Consider the following 13,621-nt stretch of genomic DNA (forward strand, 5'->3'; position numbering starts at 1 on the left):
TCTGTGTGTGGATCGATAATGACAGTGAACGATGGTCTTCTGTCGAAAATCAACATAACGTTACCTACCTGTTATCAACTACTGTCGATAACAACCAGATCAGGGGCAGATCGTTGCGTCCGGCGCCAGTAAAATTCGGGGATGGCTGAGATTCAAATCAAATTCAACGGCTTCAGTGCCGCAGCCCTTTTTCAGCTCCTACGAGATGGGCAGCCACGAACAAAGGCCGAATTGGTGACAATGACGGGCTTGGCTCGATCGACCATCCAGCTCCGCATCGACACTTTGCTTGATCTGGGCCTCATTGCACCTGTCAATGATGCCGTTTCTACCGGTGGTCGACCCTCAGCCCAAGTAGCCCTCAACCCCAAAGCCCGTGTGATTGCGGCCGTGGACTTTGGGGCAACGCAAGCGAGCCTGGCTCTGACAGATCTGGCAGGCGAGATCCTCGGCCGAACATCGTCAAAAATCATCATTGCGGATGGTCCTGAAACATGCCTCGGCTGGATGGTTAGGACAATTCGCTCAGAACTCGCATCTCTCCGCCTCAAAGAAGCGGATCTGATCGCCATCGGAATCGGTCTCCCCGGCCCCGTCGAGCACTCTACCGGGCGCCCTTCGAACCCACCGATCATGCCAGGGTGGGATGACTTCGATGTACCTGGCTTCGTCAACCACCATCTCACAGCGACCGTCCTTGTCGATAACGACGTGAATATCATGGCGCTCGGAGAGCAGAAGTTCGCCTGGCCCGACATGGAGAACATCATCTTTCTGAAGGCGTCCACGGGGATCGGCTCCGGAATTATCAGCAGCGGCGTACTCCAACGGGGCGCCGAAGGTATCGCAGGAGATATCGGGCACGTGCAAATCGCCCGCGGTCAGAACGTGCCCTGTCGCTGCGGCAACAGCGGTTGTTTGGAGGCTATGGCCGCTGGACCAGCGTTGGCTCAGCGACTAGCCCTCGCCGGAGTCGAATACAACGGCAAGTCCATCGCTGTTCTCAGCGACGTGGTGGCCGCCACAAAGGCTGGCGAATTGGCCGCCATTCAGGCAGTTCGACAGGCGGGCCGCGATATCGGCGAAGTCCTCACCACCTGCGTCAGCGTCCTGAATCCCTCCATCATCTCGATCGGGGGTTCCCTCGCCTTCGCCGGCGACCATCTTCTTGCCGGCGTTCGCGAAGTTGTCTATTCGCGCACGATGCCGCTGGCCACGGAACATCTCATCGTGGCACAATCTCGAGCCGGTGCCGACGCCGGCATTATCGGAGCCAGCGTCATGGCAATCGACTTCGCCCTCTCGTCCGCGAGCATTGACGCGATGGCGGCCGCGCTGGAGTCTGCAAACAAATAGCGGGCACTTCGGCAGGCAGTTTTTACCAGGAGTGGTCACTGCAAGAAGATCACCGGCGCACTGCCGATGAATTGCACAACCTGGTAGGACGTGACCATGGAAATCCACTTGCAGATGCACGACGCATGGATCTGGATCGTTCTTGGCCATCGACCTAGATGTACCGCCCAGAGACGTTAGTTAAGCGGCTGATGGACGGGTATTTTCCGATGGCGGTGTGGGGCTTTGTGGTGATCGTATTCGTGGATCCATGCTGGCAGTGCGTTTCGACGGGCTGATTCTGAGGCGTAGAAGCGCAGGACGTCTTGGACGAGAAGGGTCCAACCGTGGCAGCATTTCTCCGAGCCATCGATCGGGCCGAGCAACTCATTGTGAGCGATTCAGCCGAGGTGGAAAGACTCCTTGCCCTATACGAAGAGGCCATGGACCCCGCCACCCTGGAAGCCCTGATCCCGATCATTCAGGCGCACGTCTCAGCCAGCTCACAACCCACCGAATCCGGTTTCGAGAAGTCCGTCGACTTCCACCTCCAAACAGGGTTGGTGGACGATGCTCCCGCATTCTCCGACATCATTCCAGCCGACTGGATCGAAACGGCGCTGAAGGGTTGAACCCTTACGAGTGGGAGGCGAAGACCGCCAACGGTGATCTTCGGCTCCCATAATTTTGCTCTGATGCCGACTGATCTAGACCTTGCAAACTCCCACGAGGTTCCGAAACATTCGGTGACGACCAACCGAAACGGCTTTTCACCGCTCTGAAGAGAGCAGCGGACGGTGAAGCATCTCTCGCGATCGCCGCCCATCAGGCGCTGAACTAACCTCCTTGGGCAGTACAGCTAGCGCGGAGGAGAACGCCGACAGCCGTGACGCCCGTTTCGTCGGCGTGCACTTCGGCGTAGACGAGGCGGGTGTGGTCGTCGATGACAGCGTGCACGTAGTCATAACTGACCCGAACCTGCCCGGCTGTGTGGTTGGTGCGGGTTGACCAGGCTGGGCCCGCCAACCGCCGCCGTCGGGGATACGACCGAGCTCCTTCACGTCGATATGCCCCATCTCGCCACGGCGGCATAGAGAGGTTTCGTTAAGTGGAGGAAAATCCAGAAATCGTGGAGAAAAACGCCCTCTGCGATCTTGCGAGACCCGTGCCCCACTGCCTTTCGTAAACAGCCGACCAAATGTCCCGGAAACTCAAGGGTTTCCGGGACTTTTTTGGTTAGAGATTTGACTACCCCATCACAAACCCATCTTTTACTCCTCCCTGGAGCCGTTGAAACGGCCTTCCCATCCGGGGCGCCGACGTCGTTTTCGGTTCATCCCGATCCTCCGGGATTGCGGTGCGCACCGGGACTGGGACGATCAGACACGCCAGGTTCAGGCCACCGGCGACACCGCCAGGGCTGCTGAGCGATCGCTGAAGAGCAAGCTCACGACGAGATACCTGCAGCAGCCGACGAACACGTCGCTGACGCCGGACAGCTCGTTCGGAGACTTGGCGACGTACTGGTTCGAGGACATCGACATGGAAAATCGAATCGTCGAAGACGACCCGGAATCTATAAGAGCGCAACATGCGAACGCTCGTGCTCCCGGTGTCCCGCTGTCTCACGCTGCGAGAGATTGGCGTCGCTCGTTGCGATCACTTCATCAAGCAGCTGGCCAAGCTTTCCCACAGCCGGGCCGAGCATGGTCGTGTCGTTCTGCGGCTGGCGCTTGAGTTGGCGGTGCGGCATGAGATTCTCTCCAGCATACCAATGGATCACGTGGCCCGCCTGTACCGTGAGCCCCACATCCTCGATGCGCTCACGGCCCCGGAGGTGAACGTAATCCGCGCGGCGATCGCCCAGTGGGAAAGCGCCGTCAATCACATCTCCGGGCCCAAGCCTGACGGCCAGCTCAGTGCGATCATCGAGGTGATGCTCGGCACCTCAGCTTGGATCGGCGAGGTGCTGGCCATCCGCCGGCGGGACGTCGACATCACAAGCGCTATACCGCTCATCCGCCTGGCCGGTACGATCGTGAGCCGCAACGGCGAGCAGACCTTTCGGCAGGACCATCCCAAGACCGCAAAGTCGCGTCGAGTCGTTGCACTGCCCACATTCACCGCTGACGCGGTCCGCCGGCGGCTTGCCAATGCCGGCAGCATGGGCCTGGATGAGCTGCTGTTCCAGTCCCCGGACGGCACTCCGCTGACCACCGCGAACGTGCGTCGTCAGTTGCGTCATGTGCTCGGGGGAGCCGGGATCGAGGGTGTGACCCCGCACATGTTCCGCCGCACGGTTGCGACTGCAGTCAATGCCAACGCCAACATCGAACTCGCCGCGGAGCTGCTCGGCCACACGGACACGAAGATCACGGTGCAGCACTATATGCAGCGGAGCGAGCTGGTGAACCCGGCGACCGCGGCTCTACTCGACAGAGCATTCGCGAAAGACGAGGAATAGAGGGCCGTCGCGGACGCCGAAACCCTCTCTATTTTTCGTTCCCCTTCTGGGAACCCTACGCGGGGCACCTCCCGCCCACTACCTTCCGTGGCCAGCGCCTCCCTGACCTTCTGTGGATTCGTTTGCTTCAAGAATCGCGCTCTTGCGCCGCCCCCAGCGGATAAAGAACGCCAGAGCCACGATGATCCCAACCACAAGGAAACCCTGAACGACCACCCAAAAGTTCCACCAACCCAAAAAACCGAATTCCATCTCGACCACGCCTCGACTCGCGGGCATTCGATTGCCCTAGGTCACGTCCCGCGGAGTGGTGGAGTTTCTCGACACCGTGTGCGTCGTCGAGGAGGTCTTCGAGGATCACGAGGCCTACGCGCCCTTCGGATTCCGATTGGACCCAGAAGCTCGCGTGATCGGGGCCGCCAAATGCTCCCTCGGAGGTCTTTCGCTCGAGATCCGTGCGGGACGGTCTGGCGTTCACGTGGAAGGGGAACTCGTTAGACATCATGAACTGCATCAGTGCAGCGTGGTCAGCTGGCAGGTCGAGCGCGGTAAACGTGATGTCTAGGCTGCTGTCTCCTAGGTGATCGCGTGAGGGGGTACCGTTTGGGCTGAATCGAGCCCGTTCAAGCTGGGCCCGATGTCGTCAATGACTCGATCTATCCATTCGAACCGATCGAGCTGTTTGATCTGGAGGGGAAAGAACCAGCCGACAGCGGTCAACTCTTCCGTTTCGAGGACTGGCAGTTCCTCGGCAAGGCGGCAGAGGTAGGCGGTCGTGACGTAGCTCACGACGTCACCGTTCGGATACTCGTTCGTCAAGTCGACGCCACCATAGCTATCGACCACGGCGACAATGTCGACCTCGAGACCGAGCTCCTCCTTGACTTCCCTGCGTAAAGCGGATCCGCATCACCGACGACTCCTCCGGTGCCGGCGTAACCTTCGATTCTGCAACTGGCCTCGTGACCAACAACTGACCCGCGATAAACAAAAGCGAACCTTGGGGAGCAGCCCGGGGCCACTCCGCCCACAGTTACGTCGGGAGACAGGCCCCAGCTTTTTGCCTTGTAGGAGCTCCGGATGTCCCGTGAGAGGTCGCTCAGTCGTAATTCGTTCATGGCCGCTGTGAGATCAGTAACCTGCATACCTGATCGGTATTGGACCCGGCATTTGGATACTCGCGCTAATACATTGCATCCTCCGTGCCTGCAGAGGCAAGAACCGCTCTCAGCCTGCAACCCACCGTCCTCGTGACGGGAGAAATCGATGAACCCGAGTACCTTTGAGGAGCGGCTGAATGGTTCGGCGGCGTGCTCGGGGGAGGACACGTGGTGGTGGATCCGGTCGCTGCAAACGAGGCAAAGCTCAGCATTGAAATGAGTGATAGCGGGCTTCTCCATCTGCGCTGGCTGCCCGGGGTCCACGTTCAGGTCGAGGACGCTCGGGCCGCGATGGCGAAAGTCAACGAGGTCTGCCAGCAGGAAGAGCATCCCATGCTCGTCGATATGGCAGCGGTCGGTTCGGTTAGCCGTGAGGCCAGGGCTGTTTGGTCCATTCCCTGCAGCGCCTCACGCATTGCTCTATTAGGCGAATCGCCTGTAGATCGGGTCCTGGCGAACTTCTTCCTCGGTGTGCACGTCCCGCCTTGTCCGACTCGTTTTTTTACATCGCGCAGCGAGGCCTTGGACTGGCTTAGTGCCCGTGCATGAGCGCCGGGAAGTGCTGCCTGCCGCGATGAGGGCCACACCGGGCGTCTGTCCTTTGAGCGGGGAACCGGCGGTGGCGGTGCCCGACACGTTTCGGCCAACCGGCAGGGTTACTGACCGCCCGTCGGGCTGGCAGGCGCCTTCGGGTGGGTACTCCTCTTGGTGGAGTATCGATAGTGGGCCCACATCGGAGGTCGCTGGTGACCGCAGGATTCAGCGCGTGACAGATCGATTCAGGGCGACCCCGGGGCAGTTGCCAGTTCTTCGGCCGGGGTCTGCAAAGGGCCAGACTTCCCGTCGTGGATTGCACCTTTGGACGATATGAGCTCGGGAAAGGCCGCTGAGGACCCGCGCCTGCAGCAGTTGGTGGAGGGCATTGTCCGGTTGGCTGCCGGTGAGCTAGACACACGCATGAAAACTTCGGAACGTAGGGATGACATCGATGCTGTCATCACGGGTGTCAACCTGCTCGCGGAGGAACTTGACCATATTTACTCGGATCTGGAACGGCGGGTTGCCGACCGTACGGCCTTGTTGGGGCGAGCGCAGGCTGAGCTGGAGCAGATGGCCAAGACGGATGCCTTAACAGGCCTTGCGAATAGGACCCTGCTCAACGAGCGGATCCAGGAGGCAATCCTGGCCAGTGCGGACAGCGGGAAAGCCCCGGCCGTGCTGGTGCTGGATCTGGATTCTTTCAAGGCCATAAATGACACTCTGGGCCATGGTGCCGGTGACGCCGTGCTGGTCGAGGTTGCCAAGCGTCTCCGGTCCGCCGTCAGGGCCGCCGATACAGTGGCCCGTCTGGGTGGGGATGAATTTGCCATCGTCATCACCGAGGCCACGGAAGAGGAGATCCTGCAAATTGCGCACCGGGCATCCGAGCAACTGCAGGACAGCGTGCGTGTCGGAACCGAAACGGTCTGGGCAATGGCCAGCATCGGGGTTTGCATCGGCACGCCGGGGTATCCGGCCGAGGCGCTGATGCGCGATGCTGACATCGCCATGTATCAGGCGAAGGAGCAGGGTCGCAACAACGTCCAGCTCTTCCACCCCGATATGCTCGACGCTGTCCGGGAACGCTCGCGCATAACCGCCGAACTACGCAGCGCTGTTGCCGGCGGCGAACTGGCACTGCGGTACCAGCCGGTGGTCGAATTGGCCTCCGGCAGGGTCATAGGCATCGAAGCCCTCCTTCGGTGGCATCATCCCGTGCGCGGAATTATTATGCCGGACAGCTTCATCCGCATCGCGGAAGAGACCGGCCTGATCCTAGAGTTGGGGCGGTGGGTGCTGCATGAAGGAGTCGCCCAGATGAGACGCTGGAGCGAAACCGCACCTGACCTGACGGACTTCCGTCTGCACATCAATCTTTCCGCCGCCGAACTGCTTCGCAGTGATCTGCTGGAGGATATCAGGGATACGCTGGACCGGAATCACGTGGCTCCGCGGCGTTTGGTTTTGGAGATCACCGAGACCGTGTTGATGTCTAGGGGAACGGCGGAAGAACAGGTCTTCAGCGGGCTGCGGGACATGGGCGTGGGGCTGCAAATTGACGACTTCGGTACCGGCTATTCGTCCATCAGCTATCTCCGGTCGCTTCCCGCGGACACGGTGAAGGTCGACCAATCCCTGATTCAGGACATGGGCTCGGACCCGCAGCAGCTGAAATTCATTGCTGCCATTCTTCAGCTGATTTCCTCTGCGGGACTGAAAGCGATCGTGGAAGGCATCGAAACCGCCGAGCAGGCGATCCAGTTGCAGGCCATGGGTTGCCTTTACGGGCAAGGCTATTACTACAGCTACCCGCTGCCGCCCGCGAAGGTACTGGATCAGCTCCGGAGCCTCGCGCAGCGTCGGTAGAGTTAGGGCATGTCAAAGCTTTGGGAACAGATGCTGCTTGTCCCAACAGTAGTACGCCTCACTTCCCGGGTACCGAGAGACCCGGCGGCCGCGTGGGATGGGTATTGGCGCGGAATCCACACCACCGGCCGTTCCGGAGACGTGCTGTGGGACTCCGGATCCCGGACCGAGCATGCGCAGTACTCCGACGCCGTCGTAGCCCACTTTGATTCGGCTCTTCCGGTGATTGACGTCGGGTGTGGTAACGGGACCTACACCCGCTGGCTTGCTGGTCTTTTTCCAAGCGTGCTCGGCATCGATGTTTCAACCGGCGCGGTCGAGTTGGCGAGGAGGGAAGCTGAAGGCGTCCAGAACGCCGACTTCATGGTCATGGATGCTGCGGGAGTAGGAGCGGGAGAGCACCTGTTGGAGCGGATGGGGCCTGCCAACGTTTTTGTCCGCGGAGTCTTTCACGTCCTGAAACCCGACAAACAATCCAGCTTAGCTGCCAACCTGCGAACCGTCATCGGGCGCAGCGGCCGGGTGTTCCTCGCCGAAACCAACTTCCAAGGAAACAGCCTCGCCTACCTGCAGCAGCTGGGTGCCACGCCGCGAAGCATACCCCGGCAGTTGCAGAGCGCCCTGGAAAACCTGCCCCGCCCCGGGCGTTTCGGCGCCCAGGAACGGCACAGCACATTTTCGGATTCGGACTGGCAGTTGATCGCGGACGGGCCGGTGAACATCGAAGTGGTCCCGATGAAATCCACCGGTCTTTCGCAGCAGATTCCGGGATATTTCGCTCTTCTGGCCGGCAAATAAATCCAGCGAACATCCGCCCTGAGCGTCAAACGGCGGACTTGCTCTGAGGTACTGGCCCTGACACGTAGGAACAGCCCTTTCTCCGAACCCCGCTCACGTCGAGGGTCTCTCGCGTTACGTGGTGAAATGAAATCGCCAACGGACGCGGGCGACAAGACCCACCGATCGTCAGTCCGGGTTCTGGTCGACGCTGGCGGTCGGAGTCAGGTCGAATAAACTCGACGGCTCTACTTTTGCATGGGTCACGTCCGCCGGCGGCGCGACCGGAGAGTTCCGAAGCGAATCGCGGTCCGCCTCGCCATAGCCAACGATCTCGACTGTGACGGAGTCAAGGGTAAAGCTCAGTGCCCGCAGGGGGGTTCTGCGACATGATGTAGAACGACCCTGGCCACGCGAGGCCACCGATCGGCGGCCCCTCAGGATCGGGGTTAGCGAGAGTGACGCCAAACTCGGCGGCTAAGTCACGGCCGACATGGAACGGGAGCGCGACAGCATCCGGCACAGTCACGCGAGCCGCCAACAGCTCAGTCATAGCAACAAGCTACTCGCCGCCCGCCACGAAAACACCCCGCACCAGATCCGCGACCGTTGCATCGGTGGAACCGTCGCCGGGACGTGGTTCCGTGGGGACGGTTCAGCTGGTGGGCTGTCCTGCTCGCCAGTTGCGTGCATGGGCCAGTATCTGCTGGATGATCGCACTCTTGGCGTCGGCGTAGTGGTTCATATCGCTCCATGTGTTCTCCGCGAGCGTCCGCTTCGTGGATTCGTAGAGTGCACGGTCTGCAGCGCTGACCCGGAGCCAGTCGCGGAGGTCGAGGTAGTCGATTTGCTCAGCGGACTCTGGCGGAAGAACGTGCACGTGGAAGTCCAACTCCGCCGTGCGGAGCATCCGGTGGCCGTATTCTCGGACACGGAGCTGCAACCCGATGGATTCCATTGGCACAAGGTAGGACTCCTCGTCGTCAATGTTGGCCACGACAAGCAGCATGTCGATCACCGGTTTCGCAGCCAGTCCAGGGACTGAGGTCGAACCGATGTGTTCGACAGACAGCGCAGCTGGGCCCAGGGAGTCCTGGACCTTTTGAGCCATGGAAGCTGCTTTTGAGGGCCATGTGTCGTCGTGATCGACGATGACGATCGCACGTTGCTCACGACCACCGATCAGGATGGTGTCGAATTCCGTGTCTCTTGCCTGGTCCATCCAGCGAGTCTGGCACGACAAGCTCGGCCGTCCAGGCCAGACGGAAGTCCCTCAGCAGCGGAACCGTGACCGCGTCAAGCAGTCACCAAGTGAAACGTCGCTACGTCCACGACATCGTGGCCTTCGAGGTCCGGGTAGTGCGTGCGCAGTGCTCCGCGAAGAGCGTCAGCGTCGGGGAGGTCTTCCTGGCGAGCGTCGTCGTTGCTCAGGTGATCGAAGCGGCGTGATTCGATGCTCTCGATCTTGGCGTTGAGCCGCCGAATGGTGTCTCCGTCGTCGAATACAAGCACTGCCGATCCAGTCTGGATGGGATCGTGGTGGCGGATCGTGATTGTCTTCTGACCCGAAGCAATGCTGTCGTAGTAGCGAGGGTTGAAGTAGACGATTCTGGGGCCGAATGCGGGCTCCGGTGCCGAGTAGCTGCGGGGTAGTAGATCGCGTAGGGGTTCCGCGGTCACGTCGCCACCGGGGAGGGGCAGGATGACTGCCACATCGGGGTGAAGATCGAGCAAGACCTGTCGGCACCGTCCGCACGGAGCGAGCACACCACGGTCACGGTCACCGACCGCGACGATGGTGACGAGGGGGCCGGCGAGGGCCTGCGCGGCGGCTGCAATGACGACGAGTTCGGCGCATGGCCCACCCGTGAAGTGAAAAACGTTCACGCCCGTGTGGACATTGCCCTGGGTATCCATGGCCGCCGAGGCGACCGTGTGCGTGTCATCGTCTGGCAGTGATCGCACTATCGCTTCGGCGGCAGTCACGAGACGACGTTCGTTGTTTTCCAGCACGGGCCCAGTCTCGCATCGACACCGGCCCCCGACTCGCTCTGCGGACTCAAACGAGTTTCCGAATTGGGAACCCTGAGGGCGTACGGCAGTCGTTACGGTTCCGATCCAGTGCCCGTATGGCCGTCCAAGGCTCTGCTAGCTTGGCCTCGGCTCTCTGGGCCGGCCGGCAGGTGGGAACCGGTCCCTCAGGGATTAGGTCAGCACCTGTTTGAAGAGCGCTGGGTACTCATCATCAGCTAGGTCCAAAGACGTCGCCTCGTCCAAACTGAACCAGCCGAAAGCGTCGTGTTCATCGGGCGCCGCATTGACGGTGTCGCCGTCCCACCCGTTGACCCTCCACACCTCCAGGAGGACGTCCGCTATTCGACGCGTTGGCAAAGCGTTATCCACGGTGTCACGGACGTGCCCGGTGTTCCGGTCTGGTGCGGCGGGGTGCTCGAACCGGGCATCGGCCGGGCAACAAATATCGCCCTTGTACTGGCCGGCGTCGCGGCATCCATCACCCAAATCGGGTTCCACCGCGTGGCGGTGTTTGAACCGGGCATCCGTGCATCGGATGTCCGCAGGCCTGGGTGCAGACATGTCCAGACTCTGGATGATCCGTCCAATGAAACCGCTCTGACTCGCCACTAGATTCGAGGAAACCCGAACATCATCTGAACCGAGTCAACGGAGCACGAGTGCAGAATCAGTTCGAAGACAGCCGGAGTCCAACCTCGAAGCCGCTCGCCGGGATCCTGGTCGCGGACTTCTCCCGGGTACTGGCCGGTCCGCTGGCCACCGTGACGCTGGCCGACCTGGGAGCACGGGTGGTCAAGGTGGAGAGGCCGGGCAGCGGTGACGACACCCGCAGCTGGGGTCCGCCGTTCTCCGCCACGGGGGCCACCTATTTCGAGAGCGTGAACCGCAACAAGGAATCCCTCTGCCTCGACCTCACCGACGACGCCGACCTCGCCGTCGCGCGCGCTCTCGCCCTCAGGGCCGACGTGGTGGTCGAGAACTTCAAGCCAGGCGGGATGGACCGGCTCGGCCTGGGCTATGAGAGCCTCAAGGAAGAGAACCCCGGCCTCATCTACGCCTCGATCACCGGTTTCGGCAGCGGCGGTGGGGCCGACCTGCTCGGTTACGACTTCATGGTCCAGGCGCTGGGCGGGCTGATGAGCGTCACGGGGGACGAGAGTGGCCCGATGAAAGCGGGCGTCGCTCTCGTAGATGTGCTCACCGCGAAAGACACGACCATCGGCGTGCTCGCCGCCCTGACGGCCCGAGCGAGCACCGGCCTCGGTGCCCGGCTGGAAATGAACCTGCTGTCGAGCCTGCAGGGGGCGCTCGCCAACCAGGCGCAGGCGTACCTCGGCGCGGGCGTGGTTCCCGGAAGAATGGGCAACCGGCATCCGTCGATCGTGCCGTACCAGCTGCTTGCCTGCGCGGACGGACCACTGGCCGTGGCCTGCGGTAACGACGGCCAGTTCGCCAAGCTCGCCCGGGTGCTCGGCGACGAGCGACTCGCAACCGACCCGCGGTTCTCGACCAACTCGGCCCGTGTGCACCACCGTGAGGAACTCGTGCTCCTCCTGGAAGCGCGCCTCGCGGAGGCTCCGGCGCTGTCTTGGCAGAACCGGCTCACGGATGCCGGCGTACCGGCCGGGCAGGTTGCCACCATCGCCGAGGGCATCGAGCTCGCCGAATCACTGGGCCTGGAGCCGACGATCGAGGTGCAGGACGCCTCGGGTGCCACCATGGGCCGCCAGATTCGGCACCCCGTCAGCTGGACGCCGCCGCTGGCCCCGCGCACGAGCGCGCCGCCGGCCCTCGGCGAGCACAACGACTCCATTCGCACCTGGCTCACCGGCGCTGCGGTTCTCGTCGCACCCCGGGGCTAAGCAGGCTGAACCGGCTGCGTGGTGACGCCGCGCAGCGCCAGCCACAGGTTCGCCGCCACATCGGGATCGTCGAGGTCCGCGTCGATCAGTCGGGAGGCGATCTCGATCCGGTGCCGCAGCGAATTGCGGTGCAGCTGCAGATCCCGAGCGGTCGTCTCCCACTGGCCGCGATGGCGCAGGTAGCAGCGCACGGTATCCACGAGATCCGCCCTGGTGTAGCCCTTGAGCGCTTCGACCCAGGAATCGGCCAGCGGGTCGAGAACGTTCTCCATCTGTACCAGTTGTCCCGGCGCTGCCCGCCGGCAGGCCCGGCCCACCTCAACCACGATGCCAGAGACCTGGGACGGCAGCACCGGACCGCTCATCGCGGCCCCTAGTCGGTCGGGAGCGACACCCGGCAGTCGCCTCGGCACAGGCGCCGGATGCTCCAGTTTCACCGTCTTGGCCGATGCAGCTGCGCCGCCAGCGACGTCTGGAGCGACGTGCGGCACGTCCAGGACCACGTAACTGAGTCCGTCGAAGATACACCGCAGGCTCGAGCGCCGGATGCTTTGCCGCAGCTCCGCGGCATCCTCCCGCGTCGCCATCGCGGCTACCGCATCGGCGAGCTCCTCGGTAGAGAGTAGGTCCACCTGCTCGCCGGTGACGGCCAGGACCCGCACCCGGTCCGTCACCGGGGGCAGTCCCAACTCCGCCGCAGCAAGGCGCGCGGCGTCGACGTAGCCGTGCAGGAGCAGGGTAGTGGCGGTTCCGCCCAGGATCGCGTTGGCCCGGCGCATTTCCCAGTCCTGCTGCGCCGTGATCGACAGCAGCATGCAGCCGGTCAGCATGAGCTGCCGGTCCGCGGGGCGGAGCGCCCGCCCGGCTCCGACCGCCAGGAACCCGGCGGTTCGCCGGCCAGACACGATGGAGTACTCGACGACATCCGTTCCCAGCAGCGGGAAGGTCGCTGCGGCGTGCGTGCCGGCCAGGTTCAGCCGGGCCGTCTCCTCTCGGAGCTTCGGCAGCACCCGGCTCTCGGTCGTTGGCCAGAGGGACTCCGGCGTGCCGTCGGCCGGCAGGTACGCGGCCCAGCCGCCCAGCGCTTCGGCCAGGACCTTCACCACGGATGCTGCCGCTCCCGGCCGCGTGGCGGCGCGCGCGAGCGAGGTCTGCAGCCCCAGGTTCGCTGCAAAATCGGCCTGTTCGGTGCGGCCCACGATGTCCCAGTACGCCCGGGAAACCTGCAGGAAGGGGGTTCCGTCCGGAACGATCAGCAGCGCCAGCCCCGCCTCGCGGCACGCGGCGGCGAGGTGCGGCGGAACGTGGTCGGTGCCCGCGCCGAGGCCCAGCCCGAGGGCTGACACCCCGTGGTCGACGAGCCGCCGCACGTATCGGCGTACATGCTCGTCGGTTCCGGCCAACGGGATTCCCGTGGTCAGCAGTAGTTCGCCGCCGCCCAGGTACGGAGTCGGGTCGGTCAGCTCGGAGATGTGGACTCCCGTGAGGTTGCGGCGGGTCGGTCGCCCGCCACCGTCTGACTGGAGGTCGCTGCCGAGCTGATCCTGCAGTTGGGTGAGGCTGATCGTCACCATGGGGTTCCT

13 protein-coding genes and 3 pseudogenes are annotated in these 13,621 nt (G+C 62.7%); 7 read left to right on the plus strand and 9 right to left on the minus strand.

The features are described from left to right. Positions 1 to 141: 141 nt before the first annotated feature. On the plus strand, positions 142 to 1,356 hold the full coding sequence (locus tag E3T34_RS01390; protein ID WP_104100460.1) for an ROK family protein: 1,215 nt from the start codon (positions 142 to 144) through the stop codon (positions 1,354 to 1,356). A gap of 154 nt (positions 1,357 to 1,510) precedes the next feature. Here the strand turns inward: E3T34_RS01390 and E3T34_RS16260 are convergent. Beyond that, positions 1,511 to 1,652, minus strand: a pseudogene (locus E3T34_RS16260) (IS481 family transposase); the annotation flags it as partial. A 30-nt stretch (positions 1,653 to 1,682) separates the two neighbouring features. Between E3T34_RS16260 and E3T34_RS01395 the strand changes: the two are divergent. Then, the gene (locus E3T34_RS01395) at positions 1,683 to 1,967 is read left to right on the plus strand and encodes a hypothetical protein (RefSeq protein WP_134341922.1); all 285 of its coding nucleotides are present in this window, start codon (positions 1,683 to 1,685) and stop codon (positions 1,965 to 1,967) included. Between the two features lie 226 nt (positions 1,968 to 2,193). Here E3T34_RS01395 and E3T34_RS16265 read toward each other — a convergent pair. Next, positions 2,194 to 2,417 (minus strand): annotated as a pseudogene (locus E3T34_RS16265) (IS481 family transposase); the annotation flags it as partial. Between the two features lie 312 nt (positions 2,418 to 2,729). Beyond that, complete coding sequence (locus tag E3T34_RS16270; RefSeq protein WP_241973162.1) at positions 2,730 to 2,879, minus strand: hypothetical protein; 150 nt, start codon at positions 2,877 to 2,879, stop codon at positions 2,730 to 2,732. Between the two features lie 47 nt (positions 2,880 to 2,926). On the opposite strand from E3T34_RS16270, the gene E3T34_RS01400 reads away from it, so the two are divergent. Then, positions 2,927 to 3,799, plus strand: a complete 873-nt coding sequence (locus E3T34_RS01400; RefSeq protein WP_241977307.1) for a tyrosine-type recombinase/integrase — start codon at positions 2,927 to 2,929, stop codon at positions 3,797 to 3,799. Between the two features lie 78 nt (positions 3,800 to 3,877). On the opposite strand, the gene E3T34_RS01405 is transcribed toward E3T34_RS01400, so the two are convergent. Beyond that, the gene (locus E3T34_RS01405; protein WP_134341923.1) at positions 3,878 to 4,060 is read right to left on the minus strand and encodes a hypothetical protein; all 183 of its coding nucleotides are present in this window, start codon (positions 4,058 to 4,060) and stop codon (positions 3,878 to 3,880) included. Positions 4,061 to 4,375: 315 nt separating this feature from the next. Continuing rightward, positions 4,376 to 4,687: pseudogene (locus E3T34_RS01410) on the minus strand (NUDIX domain-containing protein); the annotation flags it as partial. 440 nt (positions 4,688 to 5,127) lie between these two features. Between E3T34_RS01410 and E3T34_RS01415 the strand changes: the two are divergent. The 3 genes from E3T34_RS01415 to E3T34_RS01425 all read left to right on the plus strand — a co-directional run bounded on the left by E3T34_RS01415 (position 5,128) and on the right by E3T34_RS01425 (position 8,163). Beyond that, a complete protein-coding gene (locus E3T34_RS01415) occupies positions 5,128 to 5,508 on the plus strand; it encodes an STAS/SEC14 domain-containing protein (protein WP_369827978.1) in 381 nt (126 codons plus the stop codon). Positions 5,509 to 5,826: 318 nt separating this feature from the next. Continuing rightward, a complete protein-coding gene (locus E3T34_RS01420; RefSeq protein WP_134341976.1) occupies positions 5,827 to 7,365 on the plus strand; it encodes a bifunctional diguanylate cyclase/phosphodiesterase in 1,539 nt (512 codons plus the stop codon). Between the two features lie 9 nt (positions 7,366 to 7,374). Continuing rightward, on the plus strand, positions 7,375 to 8,163 hold the full coding sequence (locus E3T34_RS01425; protein ID WP_134341925.1) for a class I SAM-dependent methyltransferase: 789 nt from the start codon (positions 7,375 to 7,377) through the stop codon (positions 8,161 to 8,163). Between the two features lie 634 nt (positions 8,164 to 8,797). On the opposite strand, the gene E3T34_RS01430 is transcribed toward E3T34_RS01425, so the two are convergent. The 3 genes from E3T34_RS01430 to E3T34_RS01440 all read right to left on the minus strand — a co-directional run bounded on the left by E3T34_RS01430 (position 8,798) and on the right by E3T34_RS01440 (position 10,737). Next, positions 8,798 to 9,364: a GrpB family protein gene (locus E3T34_RS01430; protein ID WP_134341926.1), complete on the minus strand. Its 567-nt coding sequence runs from the start codon at positions 9,362 to 9,364 to the stop codon at positions 8,798 to 8,800. Positions 9,365 to 9,438: 74 nt separating this feature from the next. Then, positions 9,439 to 10,155, minus strand: a complete 717-nt coding sequence (locus E3T34_RS01435) for an ASCH domain-containing protein (RefSeq protein WP_134341927.1) — start codon at positions 10,153 to 10,155, stop codon at positions 9,439 to 9,441. Positions 10,156 to 10,347: 192 nt separating this feature from the next. Next, complete coding sequence (locus tag E3T34_RS01440) at positions 10,348 to 10,737, minus strand: NUDIX hydrolase (protein ID WP_134341928.1); 390 nt, start codon at positions 10,735 to 10,737, stop codon at positions 10,348 to 10,350. A gap of 98 nt (positions 10,738 to 10,835) precedes the next feature. On the opposite strand from E3T34_RS01440, the gene E3T34_RS01445 reads away from it, so the two are divergent. After that, entirely contained in the window at positions 10,836 to 12,038 is a 1,203-nt protein-coding gene (locus tag E3T34_RS01445; RefSeq protein ID WP_241977308.1) for a CaiB/BaiF CoA-transferase family protein, read from the plus strand. Here the strand turns inward: E3T34_RS01445 and E3T34_RS01450 are convergent. Further along, on the minus strand, positions 12,035 to 13,612 hold the full coding sequence (locus E3T34_RS01450) for a PucR family transcriptional regulator (RefSeq protein ID WP_134341929.1): 1,578 nt from the start codon (positions 13,610 to 13,612) through the stop codon (positions 12,035 to 12,037). The two genes, E3T34_RS01445 and E3T34_RS01450, sit on opposite strands and share 4 nt — an antisense overlap. Between the last annotated feature and the right edge of the window lie 9 nt (positions 13,613 to 13,621).

The organism is Cryobacterium sp. TMT1-62, assembly GCF_004403145.1.
Classification (GTDB): domain Bacteria; phylum Actinomycetota; class Actinomycetes; order Actinomycetales; family Microbacteriaceae; genus Cryobacterium; species Cryobacterium sandaracinum.